This window comes from Winogradskyella sp. (assembly GCF_965228925.1).
GTDB lineage: Bacteria > Bacteroidota > Bacteroidia > Flavobacteriales > Flavobacteriaceae > Winogradskyella.
Genome location: NZ_OZ245845.1, coordinates 2425947 through 2449100 on the forward strand (window position 1 = coordinate 2425947; position 23154 = coordinate 2449100).

The 23154-nt window shown below is 38.1% G+C and carries 15 protein-coding genes; 13 read left to right on the forward strand and 2 right to left on the reverse strand.

What is annotated here, in order from left to right; all coding sequences use genetic code 11:
• The first annotated feature begins 5 nt into the window (after nucleotides 1-5).
• The 8 genes from ACO052_RS09835 (at nucleotide 6) to ACO052_RS09870 (ending at nucleotide 13627) form a co-directional block, all read left to right on the forward strand.
• On the forward strand, nucleotides 6-2339 hold the full coding sequence (locus tag ACO052_RS09835; RefSeq protein ID WP_422107837.1) for a hypothetical protein: 2334 nt from the start codon (nucleotides 6-8) through the stop codon (nucleotides 2337-2339).
• Nucleotides 2340-2366: 27 nt separating this feature from the next.
• The gene (locus ACO052_RS09840) at nucleotides 2367-8036 is read left to right on the forward strand and encodes a T9SS type A sorting domain-containing protein (RefSeq protein ID WP_422107838.1); all 5670 of its coding nucleotides are present in this window, start codon (nucleotides 2367-2369) and stop codon (nucleotides 8034-8036) included.
• A complete protein-coding gene (locus ACO052_RS09845; RefSeq protein ID WP_422107839.1) occupies nucleotides 8033-8734 on the forward strand; it encodes a hypothetical protein in 702 nt (233 codons plus the stop codon). The genes ACO052_RS09840 and ACO052_RS09845 overlap by 4 nt, the downstream gene beginning before the upstream one ends.
• Nucleotides 8735-8818: 84 nt before the next feature.
• Nucleotides 8819-10354: a glutamine-hydrolyzing GMP synthase gene (gene guaA, locus ACO052_RS09850; RefSeq protein ID WP_422107840.1), complete on the forward strand. Its 1536-nt coding sequence runs from the start codon at nucleotides 8819-8821 to the stop codon at nucleotides 10352-10354.
• A 58-nt stretch (nucleotides 10355-10412) separates the two neighbouring features.
• Entirely contained in the window at nucleotides 10413-12317 is a 1905-nt protein-coding gene (locus tag ACO052_RS09855) for a LysM peptidoglycan-binding domain-containing protein (protein ID WP_422107841.1), read from the forward strand.
• A 1-nt stretch (nucleotide 12318) separates the two neighbouring features.
• A complete protein-coding gene (locus tag ACO052_RS09860; protein ID WP_422107842.1) occupies nucleotides 12319-12720 on the forward strand; it encodes an OsmC family protein in 402 nt (133 codons plus the stop codon).
• Nucleotides 12721-13263 (forward strand): DUF922 domain-containing protein, encoded by a 543-nt coding sequence (locus ACO052_RS09865; protein WP_422107843.1) that lies wholly within the window; start codon nucleotides 12721-12723, stop codon nucleotides 13261-13263.
• Nucleotides 13264-13399: 136 nt separating this feature from the next.
• A complete protein-coding gene (locus ACO052_RS09870) occupies nucleotides 13400-13627 on the forward strand; it encodes a DUF3820 family protein (protein WP_422107844.1) in 228 nt (75 codons plus the stop codon).
• Nucleotides 13628-13677: 50 nt separating this feature from the next.
• Here ACO052_RS09870 and ACO052_RS09875 read toward each other — a convergent pair whose 3' ends face one another.
• A complete protein-coding gene (locus tag ACO052_RS09875) occupies nucleotides 13678-14241 on the reverse strand; it encodes a hypothetical protein (protein WP_422107845.1) in 564 nt (187 codons plus the stop codon).
• Between the two features lie 112 nt (nucleotides 14242-14353).
• Between ACO052_RS09875 and ACO052_RS09880 the strand changes: the two genes are divergently transcribed.
• Both ACO052_RS09880 and yidC read left to right on the forward strand, forming a co-directional pair.
• Nucleotides 14354-15970: a CTP synthase gene (locus ACO052_RS09880; protein ID WP_422107846.1), complete on the forward strand. Its 1617-nt coding sequence runs from the start codon at nucleotides 14354-14356 to the stop codon at nucleotides 15968-15970.
• Nucleotides 15971-16057: 87 nt separating this feature from the next.
• The gene (yidC, locus tag ACO052_RS09885; RefSeq protein ID WP_422107847.1) at nucleotides 16058-17965 is read left to right on the forward strand and encodes a membrane protein insertase YidC; all 1908 of its coding nucleotides are present in this window, start codon (nucleotides 16058-16060) and stop codon (nucleotides 17963-17965) included.
• A 335-nt stretch (nucleotides 17966-18300) separates the two neighbouring features.
• On the opposite strand, the gene ACO052_RS09890 is transcribed toward yidC, so the two are convergent.
• Nucleotides 18301-19311 carry a fasciclin domain-containing protein gene (locus tag ACO052_RS09890; RefSeq protein ID WP_422107848.1) on the reverse strand — a complete coding sequence of 337 codons (1011 nt, stop codon included), beginning with the start codon at nucleotides 19309-19311 and terminating at the stop codon, nucleotides 18301-18303.
• Nucleotides 19312-19380: 69 nt separating this feature from the next.
• On the opposite strand from ACO052_RS09890, the gene ACO052_RS09895 reads away from it, so the two are divergent.
• From ACO052_RS09895 to ACO052_RS09905, 3 genes are all read left to right on the forward strand, one after another.
• Entirely contained in the window at nucleotides 19381-20091 is a 711-nt protein-coding gene (locus ACO052_RS09895) for a toxin-antitoxin system YwqK family antitoxin (protein ID WP_422107849.1), read from the forward strand.
• Between the two features lie 100 nt (nucleotides 20092-20191).
• A complete protein-coding gene (gene mnmA / locus ACO052_RS09900) occupies nucleotides 20192-21391 on the forward strand; it encodes a tRNA 2-thiouridine(34) synthase MnmA (protein WP_422107850.1) in 1200 nt (399 codons plus the stop codon).
• A gap of 20 nt (nucleotides 21392-21411) precedes the next feature.
• Nucleotides 21412-23022 (forward strand): S8 family serine peptidase, encoded by a 1611-nt coding sequence (locus ACO052_RS09905; protein ID WP_422107851.1) that lies wholly within the window; start codon nucleotides 21412-21414, stop codon nucleotides 23020-23022.
• Nucleotides 23023-23154 lie beyond the last annotated feature (132 nt).

Below are 23154 nucleotides of genomic sequence, written 5' to 3' on the forward strand. Positions count from 1 at the left end.
CAATTATGAAAAAACTACTTACCCTAGCATTTTTTGTTTGTTCTCTATTTTACGGCATAGCACAGACAGATGGCATTACCTATCAAGCCGTAATTATTGGTCCGGACGACCTAGAATTACCTGGTGTAGATTCTGAAGGCAACTATTTACCCAATACGACTATAGCCATAAGGTTTACCATTTTTGACAGTGGCAATCAAATTGAATTTCAGGAAGTTCAAATTACCGAAACAGATGATTTTGGTAGGATTAACCTCTTAATCGGCGATGCCGAGCATGACTATTTTAAAGAGATTAGTTGGGATGGAACACCGAAAGACTTAAAAGTGGAGATTGATTTTGAAGCCGGAAGCAATTTCCAGGAAATGAGTCGAGAACGATTAACGTTTTTACCATATGCTTATCACCGAAATATAACAGCGACTGGAACCCTAACCGTTGATGATAGAACATTTTTAAATGGCGAATTACAGGTAGAAGGACCAACAAATTTAAATAGCTCCTTAGACGTCAATAACGGAAATGCGACTAACCTTTCAGGGACTTTAGATGTGGATGGCGAAACCAATATCAATAATGCTTTTACAGTTAACAATGCAAGTCCCTCTACCTTAACAGGAGATTTAGCCGTACACGGCAACACCAATTTAGATGGAACCCTGGACGTTATTGGATTGACAACACTTAACGATTTAGTAGTTAATGGAGAAGCTAGTTTTGGTGATTTAACGGCTGAATTTTTACAGGTAACGGACTCCACAAGTCTAGATGGAGGATTGAGCATTAGGTCCGATTCTCAGGTGAAGATTACATCAACTCTAGAAGGTTCAGAACGGGAGATAGAGAATTACCCTTTACTGGTTGAAGGTGGAAATCAAGGTATTGCTATTAAGGTTAATGCAGTTGGCGCTCAAAATGAAAATAACTTTATATCGTTTTGGGATGAAACACCGCTTAATTCGGTTCAACCTTATGAGATAGGGGGTATTAGTGGTGCTGTAGCAGATATTTTTGATATTTTGGGTGTTGATGATACCGGAATTTTTGATGCCCTTAGTAATAATATAGAATCTGGAGCCAATACGGTTTCAGGTATTGCTTTACCCAATCCCGATGGCCCGATGCTATGGGGCCGAATTGAAGGGGAAACAAATGAAGATGAATTCTCTAATAATGCAGATTATAACTTAGGTAAATTAGGGACGATCTATGATGTACTTGATGGTAGCTTGGACTTGGTATGGCTGGGTTTGGATGCCTTGTCAGAAACAGGTGACTTTACGGCTGCATTAACCAGTACTACTGTTTGTGTAGGATTTGGAACCTGTGTAACTACTCCGATATTTTCCTTCATTGTTAATGAGGGAGGTGATGCCATAATTATGACCATCAAGTTATTGGCTGGTGTGGCCAACGAATTATTTGCCGTGTATACCTTAGAAGCATTTGATAATAACAAAAGTAAGTTTAAAGGGGTTTCCTATGCCTCTGGCGCTGGGGATTATGCCGAGTACTTAGAACGACTAGATGTCAATGAAATGATGAGCTATGGTGATATCGTTGGAATTAATGGCGGTAAAATTTCTAAGAATACTTCAAACGCACAGCGCATGATGGTAATATCCTATAAACCTGCTGTTTTAGGTGCTTTGCCACAACCCAATCAGGAACAGTATTTCGAAAAAGTGGCCTTTATGGGGCAGGTGCCTGTTAAGGTATTTGGAAAGGTTAATATTGGCGATTACATCATCCCAAGTGGCAATAATGATGGACTGGGAATAGCTTTATCACCCGATAAACTCACAACAAAGGATATTAAAAATATAGTAGGCGTGGCATGGGAGTCATCAGCCAACCACTTGGGCTTTAAGTATATCAATGTTGCTGTAGGAATAAACAATAACGACAATAGTCCAATTGTTGAGAAACTGGAGAAGCAAGTATCAGAACAAAAGAATGAAATAGATGCACTTAAAAATTTATTGACAACTACAATAGAACGTCTCGATGCCATTGAATCGGGAGGTACGGTTGCAACAAACAGTACCTCTGAGGATGAAACCCTAACTGATGGTGAGCATGTGGCCCATGATGGTCGTAAATATACAGTAGAAGGTGATGTTCTTTATTTTGAAATTACAGATGAGGACCTAGAGAAGTCTTTAAAGTTGGTAGAGAAAATGATGCAAGATCCAAGTGTCAGTAAAACTGAAAAGTATATTTGGAATAAGGTTAAGGAAGATCCCGATTTTAAGCGTAAGTTATTTGATAGAGTAAAAAAACAACTAGAGCGACAGTTCCATTACCACAAGGAAATTTTAGAAGAATCCAAGCATTAATTTGAATTAATCAACCCATTAAGTATTATGAAAAACAATACGCTGATTCTTTTTTGTTTGGCTGTTTTGTTACCGTTTTTTTCCACAGCGCAGACCACCGCAATACCAGATATGATTTTTGAAGATTATCTGGAGACCCATAGTGCTGATGGGTCCGAGGTAGCACTAGGTGATGCAAACAGTATGGGTGACGGTGTGATGAATGGATTGGTTGAAACAGGCAGAATTAATGGAGTGACATTACTTGATGTTGGAAATCTTGGTATATCAAACCTTATGGGGATTCAAGATTTTACGGCTTTAGAAACCTTAATCTGTAGTGAGAACAATTTAACGGATTTAGATGTTTCCAATAATGCTGCCCTTGTTTCATTGCTTTGTGGCTCTAATAGCATATTAAATTTAGAACTTGATAGCAATCCCAATTTAGAAACACTCAACTGCTCGGATAATCAGATTCAAATTCTGGATGTAACAAATAACATAGCTTTAACAAGTCTCATAGCGTCAGGGAATCAACTCCAGAATATTAACCTGGTTAACAACACAGATTTAAATCGACTAAGTGTTTCCGATAATAGAATTACAGGTGAATTTATAGTGAGTAATAATACCAGTTTGGAAAGTTTATTCTGTGCGTCAAATCAAATTACAATTCTAGACCTTACGGTAAATACGCTATTAAAAAATCTTGATGCTTCAGATAATGCTTTGACCAGCTTAGATTTAAGCTTTATGAATTCCGTTGAGTGTCCAGAGCCACAAACAGATCCAGTAACAGCTTGTCAGGATGTGTCGTCAATTAATGTATCGAGAAATCAATTGAATTCGTTAACCGTTGCCAACGGTTTTAATGAGTTAATCGCAGTATTTGATGCTTCGGATAATCCCGATTTGTTTTGTATTCAGATAGACAACGGATTTACACCAAACGGTTGGATTAAAGACGACTGGACCTACTACAGTGATGGTGTATGTGTAGATATATTTACTTATGTGCCAGATGATAATTTTGAGCAAGCGCTTATCGATTTGGGATACGATGACAATTTAGACAACCTTGTGCTAACCGGTAACATTGATACCATTGTCAATTTAGACATTTCGAATGCATCCATATTGAGTTTAATAGGTATTGAAGATTTTACGGCTTTAGAAGTTTTGAGCTGCGGTAACAATGTAATAGAGAGTGTTGATCTTTCAAATAATACCGTATTGCAAGAAATTAACCTCTCTGATAATGACCTCGAAGCTCTGAACTTAAATGCGAATCCGGCCCTTGTAACCCTTGATTGTTCAGGGAATTCAATTTCAGCCTTAGACCTAAGTTCAAATGCAGCTCTAACTGCATTAAATTGCTCAAATAATGCCTTGACCTACATGGATGTCAGCAATAATCTGCAATTAAGTGTTTTAGACTGTTCGGCCAATCAGATAGAACGCATAGACGTAATATCGAATACTGCTTTAGTGAGTTTGTTCTGCAATGACAACAATCTATTTGCCCTTAATATCAATAATGGAAATAATAACCTCATTACCGATTTTGATGCGACTAACAATCCCAATTTATTCTGTATCGCTGTTGATGATGTGGCTTTTGCCGATGGAGCGCCGGGATGGCAAAAGGATGTCATGGCTTCCTATGCGTTAAACTGTGGTACCTATGTGCCCGATGATAATTTTGAACAAGCCTTAATTGATCAGGGCATAGATTCGGACGGTACACTCAATAATTTTGTACCTACTGGAGATATCAATACCATTACAATTTTGGATGTTTCGAGCCTAGCCATAGAAGACTTAACAGGTATAGAAGATTTTGTGGCATTACAGGATTTAAATTGCTCAAATAATAGCCTGTCGGCATTAGATTTAAGCAATAATACGGCATTGGGGATTTTAGATTGTTCTATAAATCAAATAGAAGATTTGGATCTCACTGCTAACGTAGCCTTGACGTCTTTGCTTTGTAGTAATAATGCACTTGAAACTTTGAATATAGAAAATGGGAATAATGCTGCTCTTGTAGTCTTTAATTCCATAGACAACCCTAACCTTTTCTGTATCAATGTAGATGATGCCATTGTCGCAAATATTCCTGCAAGTTGGCAAAAAGACGATTTTACGGTATATGATGGCGACTGTATTAATAACCGAATTACGCTGATTCCTGATGCACTTTTTGAGCAAGCGCTGATTGATTTGGGTTTAGATGATGTTATTAACGGACAAGTACTTACTGCTAACATTGAGCATTTACAAACTTTGGATGTTAGCGATGATGGCATTTCTAACCTTACAGGTATTCTGGACTTTAAGTCTTTAGTGGAACTGGATTGTAGTGGCAATTTTTTGGACGAATTAGATGTCAGTAACATGCTATTTTTAGAACGTTTAAATTGCAGTTCCAATTATCTTTTGACTAACGATGTCAATGCCGTTGAAGGTGTATTTAATACTACAGGAACGGTCAGTTTAGTAGAGCTGTATTGTGCAGGAAATAGCCTCGGCGATTTAGACACATCGCAAAACACAGACTTAGAGATTTTGGATTGTGCCGATAATGATTTGGATACGCTCAATATCTCTGGAAATACAGCACTGCGAGAACTCAACTGTTCTAATAATGATCTTACGGATTTAGATATTAGTAGTAATCTGATTTTAGAAGGTGTCAATTGTGACAGTAATGCGTTAAATAACTTGGTCACTTCTAATGTAAATAATACAACATTGACCAACATAAGCTGTGCAAATAACAATCTTGCCAATCTTTTAGTCAACAATTATGAAGGTTTGGTGCGTTTAAACGCTAGCTCCAATGAGCTAACTCAGATTGATATTACAAATAATATGGTTTTAGAGTTTTTGTCCATTACAGGGAATCAAGTTTCGGATCTTAATTTGGTCAATAATACAAATCTGGTAGAAGCCCTTTTGTCTCAGAATAATTTAACGGCGCTAGATGTTAGTACTAATACACTACTTGAGTTCTTGAACTGTGAGTTTAATGACATAACAGCGCTAGATCTATCTGTAAACACACTTTTAAAATCTCTAAAATGTTCCAGTAACCAGTTAACAGAACTCAACCTAGCTGACAATTCCGCTTTAATAGAAGTCGATGCAAGTTCAAATATGCTCACGACTATTAACTTAAGTAATGATTTAAGTACCTTAAAGACGTTAAATCTAAGCAATAATCAATTAGAAGATGGTTTAGATTTAACAACCCTTGCTGTCGCGGCTTGTACGTTTCAGGCCAACCAGACTGAATTTTGCCCAGAAACTATTTCTGTAAATCTATCAAATAATCTATTCAGTTTTGTCAATGTCCAAAATGGCATAAATCAAGATATCGCGAACTTTAATGCTTCAGCGAACCCCAATCTAGGTTGTATTCAAGTTGATGATGCAAATAACGTTCCTTCCAATTGGATAAAAGACGAAGCTACAACCTATAATGAGGACTGTAACTTTGGGGAAACCTTTGTGCCCGATGATAATTTTGAACAAACACTCATAGACCTAGGCTTAGATGTTGGCCCTTTAAATGATTATGTCTTAACAGCAAATATAGAAGGACTTGTTAGCTTGGATATCGGTGGCAATGCTATTGCAGACTTAACTGGAATTGAAGATTTTTTAGCATTAGAAAGTTTCAATTGTTCCGATAATGCCATATTGGAAGTTGACCTGAGTTCGAATATCAACCTACTTAGTATTAATTGTTCAAACAATCAATTAATGAATTTGGATGTTTCAAGCAATACGGCATTAATAGCCTTAAACTGTTCCGATAATTTAATAAGTAGCTTGGACTTAAGTGCAAACGGAAATCTTACAGACTTAAACATTGCCTCAAATAATTTCACAGTGTTTTCGCCCAGTGACTTGCTGTCCTTGCAGAATTTAAATTGTCAGGATAATGCCATTGTTGAACTCGATTTTCAACAGAATCAGAGTTTAACAAGCATAGATTGTCAATCAAATCTTTTAGAGTTACTAAATATTAAAAACGGACAGAATGCTTTGTTATCCACCCTAAATGCGCAGAATAATCCTGAATTGACCTGTATTGAAACAGATACAGGTACAGTTCCTGCCGGCGCCACTTGGACTATTGACGCGACTGCCCAATTTGCTATAGAGTGTTTCTTTGGAGAAACCTTTGTACCCGACGATAATTTTGAACAAGCTTTAATTGACTTGGGATATGATTCAGGGCCTTTAGACGATTATGTTTTTACGGAAAATATAGAGGCTATCGGTTTTCTTAACCTAAGCTCAAGAGACATATCAGATCTTACGGGTATTGAGGATTTTATTAGCCTCGCTAATTTGGATATTGAAGGCAATAGCATTGAGAACTTAGATTTAAGTAGTAACACTTTAATATCAAACTTAGATGCTTCAGATAATTTAATAACGACCATTGATATTTCGGTTTTACCTAACCTTACGACCTTAGATCTTTCAAATAATACGATATCCCAACTGCTGCTGAACACGAATACCGATCTCATTAACTTGAATGTCTCAAATAACTCAATTACAAGTTTAGAGGTTTCAACATTATTTAATCTCGAGGATTTCAATTGTGCATTTAATGAATTGAGCAGTTTGGATCTTACACAAAACCCAAATTTGGTTATCCTATTCTGTCAATCCAATATGTTAGTTGGTGATCAGCTCAATATTCAAAACGGAAATAATGAAAATCTTCAAATATTTAATGCTACGAACAATCCGGGGCTAGGCTGCATACTGGTAGATGACCCTATTGCTGTTATTAATAATGAGGACGGTACTTATGATAATTGGGTTAAGGACAACTCTGCCAGCTATCAGATCATCTGTGAAGACGCTGATAATGATGGTGTGCCGAATAGTGAAGATCTTTGCCCTGGAACAGAATTTGGCGCCACTGTAGATCTATTTGGTTGTGCCGTTATAGATTTACCATCGGATAATTTTATGATCACCATAACAGGTGAAACCTGTCTGAATAGTAATAATGGTAAAATTAGAATTGTGGCTGAAGAATTATATAATTATACCGTCTCACTCTTTAGTGAGGATTTTATTGAACCTACAGGTGAGGACTTTTATCAAGAATACGATTTTACAAACGATGTAGATATTTTTAACCTTTTAGCTGGCGAATACGACATGTGTATTACCATTGAGGAATGGCCCGATTATGAGAGCTGCTATACTATCGTCATAACAGAACCCAATCCCTTGGAGGTTTTTGCCAGTAGAATAGTTGCTACCAATCAAGTCTCCGTAGATATGTCTGGGAGTACCTTATACCATGTGGAGTTTAATGGTGAATTGTTCACTACCCATAATTCTTCGATTCAATTCGATTTAAAAGAAGGTGAGAATACTATAAAAGTAAGCACGGATTTAGAGTGTCAAGGCGTTTTCGAAAAACGGCTGTTTTATGGGGGTCAATTTTTGGTTTATCCTAATCCTTTTAACAATGCATTTTATGTCTATAACGGTATAGAAAATGATGATATTGTTTTAGAGCTATATTCGTCTTTTGGGCAGCTAGTTTCCACTAAAAAACTTGAAAATAGGGGCTTAAAAATGCCCGTGGATACCAGCGATTTACCAACAGGTATATACCTACTTAAAGTAAAAACGAAGACCAATGCCTCAATCCATAAAATTATAAAGCGATGAAAAAAATAGTTTACACCCTGTTTGCATTAATGCTATTGGTCGCCTGCAAGGATACGACAGATGATGGGCCAATAGTCAATGAAGATGCAGGCCAGGATCCAATTGAAGGTGTACGATTAGTATTTCCTTTTGAAGATACTTTATGCAATGAAGGGATAAATCCTACACCGACCGAAAGCACCGTCTTTTTTGAGTGGGACCCCAATAATAATGCACAGGTTTACACACTTACGATAGAAAATTTAGCCTCGGGTAATACGGTACAATACGAAACCGAAGATTTTATATTTCCAGTAACCATTGAAAGAGCAGTGGCCTTTAGATGGTTTGTGACTTATAATTTTCAAGGGGAAACCAAAGAGAGTGCGGTTTGGAATTTTTACAATGCCGGCCCTGGTATTCAAAGCTATCCGCCATTTTCAGCGGAATTGATAGCACCGAGTATGGCACAGATTATACCTACAACAACGTCTGTAGTGCTGGAGTGGGTGGGTAGTGATGTCGATGGTGATATTGTAAGTTATGATTTGCACTTTGGTACCGATAATCCACCCGAATTAGTGACTACTGATATCACTGCAACACAAATTGCAGTCACCGTAGTTCCGGGGACGATTTATTATTGGCAGATAGTTACCAAAGATGCAGAAGGAAATTCTTCAGAATCAGGTGTATTCCAATTTAGGGTTTTGGATTAATCTTAGCCCGATAATTGTTAAAAAATTATCTAAAAAAAATTATATCGTAAATCCCCTTTGTGAGTGCAATTGTTATTTTTGCACATGCAACATAACAAAGTCCTAATTTTAGATTTCGGATCGCAATATACACAGCTCATTGCGAGGCGTGTGAGAGAATTGAACATCTATTGCGAGATTCATCCATTTAATAAGATACCTTCAGATTCTGACAGTTTTAGAGCTGTTATTTTATCCGGTAGCCCTAATTCAGTAAGAGGTGATGAGGTACTTCATCCAGACCTTTCGGGGATAAGAGGAAAAAAACCAATTCTAGCCGTTTGCTATGGTGCCCAGTATTTAGCACATTTTTCGGGTGGAGAAGTAGCGGAATCCAACACACGCGAATATGGGCGTGCCCATTTAGGATCTATTAAAACCGATGAGGACTTTTTCGAAAATATCCATGAGGGTAGTCAGGTTTGGATGAGCCATAGCGATACAATTAAGAAGCTTCCAACAGGAGGGATACTTTTAGCCAGTACCGAAGACGTTGAAAATGCTGCTTATAAAATTGATGGTGAAGATACTTATGCCATTCAGTTTCATCCTGAAGTCTATCACACGACCGATGGTCATCAACTACTACATAATTTTTTAATAAAGATTAGTAAGATTGAACAGGATTGGACGCCAAATGCTTTTGTTGAAGAGACGGTACAAGAATTAAAGGAAAAGCTCGGTAATGACCGCGTCGTCTTAGGATTGTCGGGCGGAGTAGATTCTTCTGTAGCCGCTATGTTATTGCATAAAGCCATTGGAAAAAATCTCTATTGTATCTTCGTTAATAACGGACTACTCAGAAAAAATGAGTTCGAAGATGTACTACATCAATACGAAGGCATGGGTTTAAACGTTAAAGGTGTAGATGCTTCGGCACGTTTTTTGGATGCCTTAGCAGGTGAAAGCGACCCTGAAAAAAAACGAAAGACTATAGGTCGCGTGTTCATTGAGGTTTTTGATGATGAGGCCCATCGCATACAAGATGTAAAGTGGCTGGCGCAAGGTACCATATATCCAGATGTTATTGAAAGTGTATCGGCTACGGGTGGACCAAGTGCTACGATTAAGAGTCATCATAATGTTGGTGGTTTACCAGACTTTATGAAGCTCAAAGTTGTAGAGCCGCTTAAAACCTTGTTCAAAGATGAGGTAAGACGCGTTGGTGCTTCCATGAATATGGACTCACAGTTGTTAGGTCGTCATCCATTTCCAGGCCCTGGATTGGCCATTCGGATTTTAGGAGATCTAACAGCAGAGAAAGTACGTATATTACAAGAGGTAGATGCTATTTTTATCAATAACTTACGTTCTTGGAACCTATACGATAAAGTGTGGCAAGCTGGAGCCATGTTGTTGCCAGTAAATAGTGTTGGTGTAATGGGAGATGAGCGTACTTACGAAAAATGTGTGGCTTTAAGAGCCGTAGAAAGTACAGATGGCATGACGGCAGATTGGGTAAATTTACCCTACGAGTTTTTGCAAAAAACCTCTAATGAAATTATAAATAAAGTAAAAGGTGTTAATAGGGTGGTGTACGATATTAGTTCTAAACCACCAGCAACAATAGAATGGGAATAAAGAAGTGACTTATAAGCCGATTTTGTTTCCAAAACTTGGATAAGCTAAAATTAAATACATGAAGAAGCTTTTAAGCATATTACTAATCAGTCTTTCCGTAAATCTCGGTGCTCAAAATTATACAGAGCATACGGTAAAATCTGGTGAAACCATAGAAAGTATAGCCAAAAAATATTTGGTTACCCCTTTCGATATTTTGGCCTTGAATCCCGATGCTAAATCAAATTTTCAAACCAATACGGTGTTAATTATACCCAATTCAACGGTTAAGAACGAACCTATTGAGGAAGAATCAAGAGAATTAATAGGCTATAAAAGACATAAGGTCAAACGCAAAGAAACCCTTTACGGCTTATCCCAGAAATATGGTGTGTCTGAAGACGAAATAAAAAAAGCGAATCGATTTTTGTATTCCGAAAACCTAAAAAAAGGGGATAAGATCAGAATACCGAGATATAAGACCTTTATTTCTAAACAAACCTATAAGAATACCATTAAAAAGTATACCGTTCTCCCTAAGGAAGGGAAATGGCGTATTGCTTATAAATTCGGAATTACAGTAGCCGATTTGGAAGCACTTAATCCCGATATGAAGCCTGTTATTCAACCAGGTGATGAACTTAATGTGCCTAATATTGAAGGTGAAGCCGAAAAAAAGATCGACTCCCTTTACAGTTATTATGAAGTCTTACCAAAAGAAGGGTTTTACAGATTAAAAGTTAAAACAGGCTTAACCCAAGAGCAATTAGAAAACCTAAACCCGGAATTAAAAGAAGGTGGGTTAAAAGCAGGAATGGTCTTAAAAATACCAGACACTATTAGTGCTTCAATGAATCTTTCTGATGTTGAAACAACGAGGTTAACTTCTGAACTAAAGAATTTTGAAACCAAAAAGTTGGCTTTAATGATGCCTTATCGTCTAGATAGAATTGATACGGATTCTGTCCAAGAGGTTAAAGACATGATTAAAAATAATAGATTATTGTCCATTGTTTTAGATTTTCATATTGGTGTAAAAATGGCCTTGGATTCGGCCAAGCAATTGGGGATTTCAACCGATTTAAAGGTGTTGGATACACGATATCAAGCATCACGAATTCGGGAGTTGTTAGCGGAAAATGATTTTTCGGATTATGATGCGGTCATAGGTCCTATGGAAGAGAATAACTTTGATAGGGTCGCTGTGGCTTTAAGACGCGATAAAGTGCCGGTAATCGCGGCACTAAAAAAACCAAAAGAAGTGTATACCAATGTGTTTCAAGCGATTCCAGAAGACAAGCTATTGGAAAGAGCCATGATTGAGTTTGTAAAAAGGGATAGCTTAAAATCAAGAGTTGTTATTATAGCCGATCAGGCGCATCGCTCTACCAGCGATATGCTTAAGAGGGAGTTTCCTACTGCAACGCAAATCTATTCCCAGAAAGATAAAAAAACAGGTAAAGATGCTCATTTTATTTACCATACAGTGTTTGAAGAATTTTTCAAACCCGGAAAAACGATAGTGTTCCTAGAGACTGACAGTAATCCATTTGCGTCTAGTGTCATAAGTATGATTAATGGGCATATCATGGAGGATATTGAAATTGTCTTAGTGACATTAGATAAAAACAGGGCTTTTGAAGGTAAGGATATCGATAATAATAATTTGTCGAACTTGAAGTTTCATTACCCTTCGGTGAATAAAGATTTTGATGAAATCAAAAATAGTAGTTTTGTCAAAGACTATAGACGGGTATATGGCGTGTCTCCTAGTAAGTATGTCGCTCGTGGATTTGACATTACTTTGGATCTTTTATTGCGATTAGCTACGGCCGACAATTTATACGAAGCCTCAAGCGATAGTATTGAGACTGAATATATTGAGAATAAGTTTAGATATAACAAATCGCTGTTTGGTGGCTATAAGAACGAAGCGGTGTACATCGTTAAATATGATAATTTGCGAATCGTAAAAGCCCATTAGAATGACTTCAAAAGTGACATATCTCGGAAATCTTAGAACAGAAAGTGTCCACTTAAAATCAGGAAATGCGTTTATAACAGATGCGCCGACGGACAATAATGGCAAAGGTGAAGCGTTCTCTCCTACGGATACTGTTGCAACAGGACTGGCAAGTTGTATGCTAACGGTTATGGGGATTAAAGCTAGAGATATGGAGGTTGATATGTCTGGTACAACCGCTGAGGTCACAAAGACCATGGCGAGTGACCCTAGACGAATATCAAAGATTAAAGTGATACTTAATTTTCCGTTTGAAGCTGACCATAAGACCAAAACCATTTTAGAACGCACCGCAAATACCTGCCCTGTGCATTACAGTTTACATCCAGATATTGAGAAGGATATTACCTTTAACTGGCTATAAATGCAATTAAAACATATCATACTTTGTATTGTGTTTCTATATGTTGGGACCTTACCCAACGAAGAGACCATGACATGGGATGAAACACGTAAACTCACCTGGGCAGACTTTAAAGGGGATCCTAATCCTAATTCCGATGCCGTAGCACTCACCGCTTCGGGTTTGACCTTTGGCTATTCCGTAAAAACATCGGGTCGCAGAATTATTGGATTTACGACCTCGGTCGAAGCCCATTTTTATCCAAATAAGTCATGGTACTTAAAGCATAAGGCGAATGACTATATTTTGGGCCATGAGCAGTTACACTTTGATATTACAGAGCTTTATGCACGTAAATTTAGAGCGCATTTAGATCGTTTGGTGGTTAACCAAAATATTAAAACACAGATGGATCAGATTCATGAAGCAATTAATGAGGCACTCCATAAAACCCAAAAAACCTATGACGATCAGACACAGCATTCCATCAATGTTGACGCTCAGAAGTATTGGGAAACCTATATTAAGGATGAGCTTCAAAAGCTCGAAAAATATAAGTCATGATAGTATTGATTTGTCACACTGAGCGTGTCACGCTGAGCCTGTCGAAGCGCCGCGCCTTCCAAAGTCTTGTACAGCGGACTGGCAGTCGAAGCATCGAAGTGCAGACAGGAATCTAATCAAACTTCACAGATACTTTATGGAATTAGACAAAAACGCTCTAATAGAATTAGCACACTACAAAATGCCTTTTGGTAAATACAAAGGCGAATATCTCGTCGATATCCCAGAGTATTACTACACTTGGTTCAAACAGAAAGGCTTTCCTGAAGGGAAACTGGGCAGAATGATGTTGCAGATGTACGATATTAAGATTAATGGGTTGGAGGATATGATTCAAACCATTAAAAGGGATTTTAGGAAGTAGAATTGGTAAATCGATAGGGCTAAGGGTATTATCAGAAAATTTCCACACAGCTAATCGCTCAAATTAGCAATACACTGCTCCCTGATGTCCCATATGTCTTCAAAACTAAAAGGGATATCATTATCTATGATCCAGTTTTTTAGATAAGCTTTATGAAAATCAACTTTATACTTAACAACTTGTTCAGGTTGAATAGTTTTTTCTAATAGAATATCATCTTTGAAGTTACCAAAGTCTGAATTGGCAGATGTCACATCTATTCGCTGGCCATTACTATTCAAATAGCAGTGTGCTTCTGGAATATAATCGAGATGGTACTTAGCTAAAACAGTGCCAATTTTTGGAGTATTGATGACATTCATTTTATACATCCCGAGAATAAGATCAATATTCGGTATGCCATTCAAATCTGCCATATACTTTAAAAAGGCATGTTTGGAGCTACAGGTTCCTTTTTGCTCTTTCCAGACGAGACTAAAATCCTTACGGTTGGTATTTCTTCCATAGGGCAAGGCTTTCGTATGATTCACTAAATCTAGCCAATCCTTAATATTGTTCGCTTTTACAAGACGCGTAAGAACATCATTAGATGACAAATTGTATTCCGGTTTCATGCTATAAAAATAACATATCAACAAACCTTAAACAATTCTGAAATTACTCGTTTAATTTTGTAAATTTGCCTGCGTTTAATGCTTCGACAAAGCTCAGCAACCAAAACGCAAGATGACCACAAATCCCAAATATATTTTTGTAACCGGCGGTGTGTCTTCCTCTCTGGGGAAGGGCATTATAGCCGCATCACTCGCTAAACTTCTACAGGCGCAAGGTTATAGAACTACCATTCAAAAACTAGACCCGTATATCAATATAGATCCAGGAACCCTAAATCCTTATGAGCATGGCGAATGCTATGTTACCGATGATGGGGCTGAAACGGATTTGGATTTAGGACATTACGAACGCTTTTTAAACGTGCCAACCTCTCAGGCCAATAATGTTACTACGGGTAGAATCTACCAAAGTGTCATTGATAAAGAACGACGTGGCGAATTTTTGGGAAAAACAGTCCAAGTCATTCCACATATTACGGACGAGATAAAACATCGCATTCAGATTCTTGGTAATTCGGGTGAATACGATATTATTATCACAGAGATTGGGGGAACGGTAGGTGATATTGAATCCTTACCGTATATAGAAGCAGTGCGTCAATTGCAGTGGGAGTTGGGGGATAATAATGCGCTGGTCATACATTTAACCTTGATTCCTTACTTATCCGCTGCTGGAGAGTTAAAGACCAAACCGACACAGCATAGTGTAAAAACCTTGATGGAAAGTGGAGTACATGCCGATGTATTGGTCTGTAGAACCGAACACGAACTGAGCATTGGACTGAAAGAAAAACTAGCACGCTTTTGTAATGTGAAAAAAGAAGCCGTTATTCAATCTATAGATGCGTCTACCATTTATGATGTCCCTAATTTAATGCTAGATGAAGGATTGGATAAAGTAGTTTTAGAAAAACTCGATCTGAAAAGTGGCCAACCCGATTTAGAACGCTGGAACGAATTCTTAAAGCGTCACAAAAACCCTAAAAGTGATGTTACCATAGGTTTAATTGGTAAATACGTAGAACTTCAAGATTCTTATAAATCCATTTTAGAAGCCTTTATCCATGCCGGTGCAGAAAATGAGGTCAAGGTTAAGGTCGAAGCTATCCATTCTGAATATCTGAACGAAGATAATATCGATTTTAAATTGGGCCATTTAGATGGTATTTTGGTAGCTCCAGGTTTTGGCGAACGCGGTGTAGAAGGGAAAATTGATGCGGTGAGATTTGTCAGGGAAAACAACATTCCATTTTTGGGAATTTGCTTGGGGATGCAAATGGCCGTAATCGAATACGCCAGAAATGTCTTAAACCTCAGTGATGCCAATTCTGTCGAAATGGATGAGCAGACGCAACATCCCGTCATTGATTTAATGGAATCCCAAAAAAATGTAGTAAATAAAGGAGGCACTATGCGTTTAGGGGCTTGGGCTTGTGATATTGTTGAGGATAGTATAGCGTATAAAGTGTATGGCCAAAGCAGTATCCAAGAACGTCATAGACACCGTTTTGAGTTTAATGATGATTACAAAACACAGATTGAAGCTGCCGGGATGAAAGCTACAGGTTTAAACCCAGACACGGGATTGGTAGAAATCATCGAAATTCCTAGTCATAATTGGTTTGTAGGGGTGCAATACCATCCCGAATACAAAAGTACCGTGGCAAATCCTCACCCCTTATTTGTCGCGTTTGTGGGAGCAGCTTTAAAATACAAGAAAAAGAAATGATATGCCACTTTGGCGCTAAATGCACTTTGGACAACTTTTTGAATGGTCTAAATCATTAATTATATATCCGTATTTTCGGAACATATTATGGAAGAAAAAAAATTCGATATCAATTCAATCATAGGGTTCATTTTAATATTTGGAATCTTGGTGTACATGATGTATCAAAACACACCAACTCCGGAAGAGATTGAAGCACAGAAGAAAGCGGAGCAAGAACAAGTAGAAGCCGAGCAAAAAACAAGTAAACAAAACGAAGCTATAGTCACTACTAAAGAGGATTATGGCAACACAAAAACGCTGGATTCTACCCAACGTGTAGCACTCCAAAATAAAGTAGGCGCCTTTGCCTATGCCTTAGAATTACCAGGAGACGATCAAATTACAGTAGAAACAGATGTCTTTGAACTGAAGTTCAATAGAAAAGGAGGGCAGCTGGCCCAAGTGCAATTAAAGAAGTTTGTGGATTATGATTCTCTACCCATTTATATGGTAAAGGATAAGAATAGTAATTTCAATATCACCTTTGGTACATCCGATAATAGAACCTTAAATACTCAAGATTTTCCTTTTCAACCTTCGGTGAGTAAAAGTGGCGATAACACAGTCGTCTCCATGAAACTTAAAGTGTCGGAGTCTGATTTCCTTGAGTACCGATACGAATTGAAGCCCGATGACTACATGATTGATTTTTCAATTAGGTCGCAGGGTTTAAGCAATGTATTTAATACATCTCAACCCATTCATTTAGATTGGCACCAAAAAGGCATGCGACATGCCAAGAGTATTAGCTACGAGAATCGCTATACGCGATTGACGTATCTGCACGACAAGGATCGTGTAGAGAAACTATCCCAAATGGGAGATGATGAAGAGACGGTTGAAGATGTAGAGTGGTTATCCTATAGACAGCATTTCTTTAGTTCTATTTTAGTAGCCAATGATGCGCCTTTTAGTAAGGTCGATATGACGTCCAAAAATTTAGTGGAAGATGAGGAAGTCGATTCATTATTCACTAAACTCTATACTTCAAAAATACCATTAGCCTATAATGGCGGAGAGATTAATAAAAGTTTAGGATTATATTACGGACCAACCGATTCAAAAACCCTTAAGGCCTATGATAAAGGTTTAGAGGAAAGTATTCCATTTGGTTGGGGAATTTTCGGATGGATCAATAAGGCCTTGTTTATTCCTTTATTTGGATTTTTAAGTGGTTTCTTACCTTACGGAATTGCAATTATAGTCATGACAGTATTGGTTAAGATTATGTTGTCTTTTGTGCAGTATAAGCAGTTCTTATCACAGGCTAAAATGAAAATCCTAAAGCCCGAGCTCGATGCCATTAGAACCAAGTACAAGGATAATAAGCTAAAAGCACAACAAGAAACCATGGCATTACAGAGCAAAGCTGGTGCTAGTCCATTAAGTGGGTGTTTACCGGGATTGATGCAAATTCCTGTGTTCTATGCCTTATTTATGTTTTTTCCAACAGCCTTTGACTTAAGACAGAAAAGTTTTCTATGGGCAGACGATTTAAGTTCTTACGATTCTATTGCGGAATTGCCGTTTAATATCCCATTTTACGGTGATCATGTGGCCTTATTCCCCATATTAGCTGCCATTGCCATTTTCTTTTACATGAAAATGACCACTGGACAACAAACGGCTATGCAAGGCCCACCACAAGAAGGAATGCCCGATATGAGTAAAATGATGAAGTATATGATCTACTTCTCACCCTTATTGATGTTAGTGTTCTTTAATAACTATGCTTCAGGATTAAGTTTGTACTACTTTATTTCCAACCTTATTAGTATAGGGATTATGTTGGTGATTAAGAACTATATTATCGACGAGGAAAAAGTGTTAGCTAAGATTGAAGTGAGCAAAAGCAAGCCCAAAAAGCAAAATAGATTTCAGAAGAAAATGGCTGAGATGATGGAACAAGCTGAGCAACAGAAGCAAATACAGCAAAAACGCAAGAAGAAATAAATTATTTTAGATATTAAAGATTAAAGATGAAGAGCTCTGGTATTACTAGGGCTTTTTCTTTATTTAGTGCTTAGTGCATCTGACTTATGAAGCCTATGGGCATTACTGCTTTATAATTACTTTAAAGATTCTGTGTTGCTAGGCTACTTGTACGATGATTAAGAGAAATTAAGTTAAAGAACCAAGACATATATCAAAGTTTGTATCTCGTATGATTTACATGGAGCCTATAGTAGAAAACCTGATGTATAAAAAAACCCGGATGAGCATCCGGGTTTTTTACTAACTAAATCAATCAATATAAAAATGAGGTAATCAGCCTCCACTTTTCTCGTTTAATTCAAGGGGAATAAAATCACTCTATCAATAACGTGTACAACACCATTAATCCCTTGAATATCTACCAAACCTAATGTTGCTAGAATATTACTTTCTCGTCCGTTGGCATCGGTAATGACAGTCCCGTCTAAGTCTAAGTCTCCACCGATTGTAGGAATAACACCATTTAAAGCACCTAGTCCGCTTGACTGTACATTAGTACCATTCACAACATGATATGTAAGTACTGTGTCTGTTGTAGCGGCATTTAATTCGCCAGTACCTTCTCCAAAACCTGATAAATTCAATTCTGTCAATACATTACCAAAAGCATCATTTGTCGGGGCGAATACGGTAAAAGGACCTGCCTCGGCGTTTGAAACGGTATCAATCCATGGTACAGTAGGTGTACCTGTATCAGCGTTTTGCAATGCAGCCACTAACGTAGATAACGCGCTATTTGTAGTAGCGAATGTGGCTATAGTTGGTAAATCAATCACTGTATTTACTACATGTATAACACCGTTTGTTGCGGTTAAATCTGGATTGGATACTGTAGATTGTCCGTTGAGGACTACGCCACTGGTCGTAGTAAAATACAAACTTAAATTAGCGCCATTTGGTCCTGTGGCTCCAGTATTGGTATATCCAGAACCAAGGTTAACCAAATCAGTAGACGAAATGTTCTGTCCTATAATAACATGATTCAATAAAATATTTCTTACTAAGGCTTCTTCTGCTGTAGACAAATTGTCTAAATCTAATCCAGCGTTGGTTAATAAAGTTGTAAACGCAGCATTATCTGGAGCAAATACAGTAAATGGTCCAGTGCCTTGTAAAGTTGAAGTTAAGCCCGTAGCTTCTAAAGCTGCTGCCAAAGAAGTTAGTCCATTTGCAGCTGCGACATCAATGATAGTTGTCGTCTGTACACCAGGTCCGTTGTTGTCATCGTCGTCACTACATCCAGTTACACCTAAAACCAATAGAAAAACTGTCAATAGTTTAAATGTTTTTGAAATAATTTTCATTTTTTTGAGTTTTTAAAATTGTTCAACATTGCCAACAAACAATTAAGTTTGTTTAACCAAAAGTACGAAATGATTAAACAAAAAGTTTACCTCACTTTTATTTTTACAATAATTTTAACACTTGGCTATGCCCAAAAATCGGTTAATCAGTTCGATAAAGACGGTAAACGTCACGGTTTATGGACAAAAAACTATTATCAGACTGATCAAAAGCGTTATGAAGGCACATTTAAGCATGGTAAGGAGATCGATACCTTTAACTATTATACCTTATCTAAAGGTAAAAGTGTTTTAAGTGCGACTAAGGTATTTAATGGCAAGGATAGTATTGCCGAGGTCACCTTTTATACTTCCAAAAAGAAAATCATTAGTAAAGGTAAAATGAATGGTAAACGCTATGTTGGTGAATGGATATATTATCATAAGGGCTCACCTGAGAAGATGATTGTAGAGTATTATAATAAGGAGGGGCAACTAGAAGGAGAGCGCACTGTATTTTACAAAAATGGAAATCTTGCCGAAAAGGCACAATACAAGAGCGGGGAACTCGACGGTACTTCGCAATGGTATGCTGAAGATAAGGTCTTGTTGCGTGAATCCATATATAAAGAAGGAAAATTAAATGGTAAGACCATTAATTACGACTCTAATGGTAATGTGACCTCAGAAGGTCCTTATGAGGCCAATAAAAAAGTGGGTATTTGGAAGTATTATAAAAACGGTAAAATCAGCAAAGAGATAGATCATACCAATCAAAAGGTGATTAAAAAACACGAATAGCCTTAGGCTATTATATAGATAGTTTTTACATATGGCAATCATGATGGGATTGCCTTTTTTATTTTGTAATTTTGCCGAAGTTTTTCAGACAAAAGAACTTATGAAACGTGTTATAGTCGGACTTTCGGGCGGAGTAGATTCGAGCGTCGCAGCCTATCTTCTAAAAGAACAAGGCTACGAGGTTATAGGCTTGTTTATGAAAAACTGGCACGATGATTCCGTTACCATTTCAGATGAATGCCCTTGGTTAGAGGATAGTAACGATGCGATGTTGGTGGCAGAAAAGTTGGGTATCCCATTTCAGACTGTAGATTTAAGCGTGCAGTACAAGGAACGTATTGTGGATTATATGTTCAATGAATACGAAAAAGGGCGTACACCCAATCCAGATGTCTTATGCAATCGCGAGATTAAGTTTGATGTCTTTATGGATATTGCCATGGAATTAGGTGCAGATTATGTAGCCACCGGTCATTATTGTCGTACTTCGACTACGCTCAGCAACCGAAATGGAAAACGAGTCAAAATACACCATTTGTTGGCAGGAGTGGACACTAATAAGGACCAATCTTATTTTTTGTGTCAATTGTCACAAGCACAATTGGCGAAGGCTTTATTTCCTATCGGTGAACTCACCAAACCCGAGGTTCGGGACATTGCAAAAGCACAGGATTTGATCACGGCAGAAAAGAAGGACTCTCAAGGCCTTTGTTTTATAGGTAAGGTACGTCTACCAGAATTTTTACAGCAGCAACTCAAGCCAAAAGAAGGTGTTATTGTAGAAGTTGAGGATTCTTTGGAAATGTATAATCAAAGTCAACCCGAGTTTAGCACAAAAGAACGTGAGTTAGCCTATTTAGCAAAAAAACCAGAATACTCCATTTCTGATGGGAAAGTGGTCGGTCAGCATCAAGGGGCACATTATTTTACTAAAGGACAGCGTAAAGGTCTGGCCGTTGGTGGTACCAAAGAGCCACTTTTTGTGATTGAAACCGATGTGGAAGAGAATGTCATTTATACAGGGCAAGGCAAAAATCATCCAGGTCTATTGCGTAATGTACTATTTGTCTCTAACGACGAATTGCATTGGGTACGGGAAGATTTAGCTTTAAAAGCGGATGAGACAATGGAAGTACGAGCGCGAATCCGATACAGACAGCCTTTGGAAAAAGCAACACTCCACAAGGTCAGTTCAGGACTTTATGTTGAATTTGAAAATAAGCAATCTGCCATCACCGAAGGTCAATTTGTGGCTTGGTATACAGGTGAAGAGTTATTAGGTTCAGGAGTTATTTCTTAAATTGCAATAAAAGAAAAGCCATGATTAGAACATTAACCATGCTTTTATTGCTTCTTATCACAATAAATAGCTATGCTCAAGAAGACGCTTGGGTTTATTTGACAGATAAGCCAAATACATCCACGGCATTAAGCAATCCTATCTCTATATTAACACAAAAGGCTTTAGATAGAAAGTCACGCCATGGCATTGCCATAGATGATCGGGATGTACCTGTGCATGAACCTTATATAGCAGATTTAAAAACGCAGACAGGAATTACGGTTATGGCGAAGTCAAAGTGGTTTAATGCGGTGCATGTGAGAGGAACGGAGACCGATATTTCGGCCTTGAGTACTTTGGCTTATATAGATGGTATTGATTTTGCGAATACGAGCTTAGCAGATTTGGGTTTTCGTACAGAAACCGTTCGGGATTTTATAGACATTGAGGACGAAAGTATTGTTTTTACCTACGGAGATACTCAAAATCAGGTAGAAATGATCAATGCCGACGATTTACACATAGATGATTTCACAGGCGATGGTATCACGATTGCCGTCATGGATTCTGGTTTTCCTAACGTCAATACCATGGGCGCTTTTCAAAGGTTAAGAGATAACGGAGACTTGTTAGACGGCTATGATTTTGTGAATCGCAATGCGGATGTCTATGCCAATACAGCGAGTTCACATGGGACACGAGTTTTGAGCACTATGGCTGCTTATATACAAGATCAGTACGTAGGTACGGCACCTGACGCCTCTTATTATTTATTTCTTACCGAAGATGTCGGCAGTGAAAACCCCGTTGAAGAAAGTTACTGGGTGGAAGCCGCTGAGCGTGCCGATAGCTTGGGTGTAGATATGATTAACACCTCATTGGGCTACACAGAGTATGACAATGCCAATTACAATTATACACCAGCAGAAATGAATGGCCAAACAGCCTTTATAACCAAAGGCGCATCTATCGCAGCCGAAAAAGGCATTTTAGTCGTAGTCAGCGCGGGGAATTCCGGAGCTGTAGCTTGGCAAACCGTTGGAGCACCGGCAGACTCTCCAGATGTATTATCTATTGGTGGGGTCGATGCCAATGGTGACCATGTGTCATTTAGTTCTCAAGGCGGGGCAGCACAAGTAGGCTATCAGAAACCAGATGTGGTGGCAAGAGCAGGCTTGGCTTATGTTGTTGACGAGAATAACACGATTACCCAAAATAATGGAACCTCATTCAGTGCCCCAATTCTATGCGGTGGTATGGCAGCTTTATGGCAATCCATTCCTGACGCATCACCTACGGCGCTTATGGACTTGGTGAGGCAATCTGCTTCACAATATACCACGCCGGACGATCTTCTGGGATACGGTATACCCGATTTAGCCTTGGCAAGGACCTTAGGCATAGATAATGGCGCTGTGGAGAATTTCGGTATTTATCCTAATCCAGTAAAAGAGCGCTTGTATTTTAATTTGGCCTCGGATAACGCATTTAAAGTGACACTATTCAACCATCTAGGTCAAGAAGTGCTCCATACTAAGGTAGACAGCACATCAAATGTCCTAAATTTTGAAGATCTGTCTTCTGGTGTTTATCTTATGAAGGTATCCTCAGCATCACATTCGCAGACCCTAAAGATTATTAAGCAATAAATGCTATGAGCGTTTGAGTTTGGCAGACAGGCAGGCATCCCCAATGTATTCAATATGCTTAGTAGAGCTGTTGATAAATTTGGTTAGTTACAAAGGTTCTCGATACATCCTGACGGCAAGCGTCAGGACACT

Bases quoted from the DNA above. Each gene is read 5' to 3' on its own strand.
- ACO052_RS09835 (WP_422107837.1), top strand. From the start codon at position 6: ATGAAAAAACTACTTACCCTAGCATTTTTTGTTTGTTCTCTATTTTAC.
- ACO052_RS09840 (WP_422107838.1), top strand. From the start codon at position 2,367: ATGAAAAACAATACGCTGATTCTTTTTTGTTTGGCTGTTTTGTTACCG.
- ACO052_RS09845 (WP_422107839.1), top strand. From the start codon at position 8,033: ATGAAAAAAATAGTTTACACCCTGTTTGCATTAATGCTATTGGTCGCC.
- guaA (WP_422107840.1), top strand. From the start codon at position 8,819: ATGCAACATAACAAAGTCCTAATTTTAGATTTCGGATCGCAATATACA.
- ACO052_RS09855 (WP_422107841.1), top strand. From the start codon at position 10,413: ATGAAGAAGCTTTTAAGCATATTACTAATCAGTCTTTCCGTAAATCTC.
- ACO052_RS09860 (WP_422107842.1), top strand. From the start codon at position 12,319: ATGACTTCAAAAGTGACATATCTCGGAAATCTTAGAACAGAAAGTGTC.
- ACO052_RS09865 (WP_422107843.1), top strand. From the start codon at position 12,721: ATGCAATTAAAACATATCATACTTTGTATTGTGTTTCTATATGTTGGG.
- ACO052_RS09870 (WP_422107844.1), top strand. From the start codon at position 13,400: ATGGAATTAGACAAAAACGCTCTAATAGAATTAGCACACTACAAAATG.
- ACO052_RS09875 (WP_422107845.1), bottom strand. From the start codon at position 14,241: ATGAAACCGGAATACAATTTGTCATCTAATGATGTTCTTACGCGTCTT.
- ACO052_RS09880 (WP_422107846.1), top strand. From the start codon at position 14,354: ATGACCACAAATCCCAAATATATTTTTGTAACCGGCGGTGTGTCTTCC.
- yidC (WP_422107847.1), top strand. From the start codon at position 16,058: ATGGAAGAAAAAAAATTCGATATCAATTCAATCATAGGGTTCATTTTA.
- ACO052_RS09890 (WP_422107848.1), bottom strand. From the start codon at position 19,311: ATGAAAATTATTTCAAAAACATTTAAACTATTGACAGTTTTTCTATTG.
- ACO052_RS09895 (WP_422107849.1), top strand. From the start codon at position 19,381: ATGATTAAACAAAAAGTTTACCTCACTTTTATTTTTACAATAATTTTA.
- mnmA (WP_422107850.1), top strand. From the start codon at position 20,192: ATGAAACGTGTTATAGTCGGACTTTCGGGCGGAGTAGATTCGAGCGTC.
- ACO052_RS09905 (WP_422107851.1), top strand. From the start codon at position 21,412: ATGATTAGAACATTAACCATGCTTTTATTGCTTCTTATCACAATAAAT.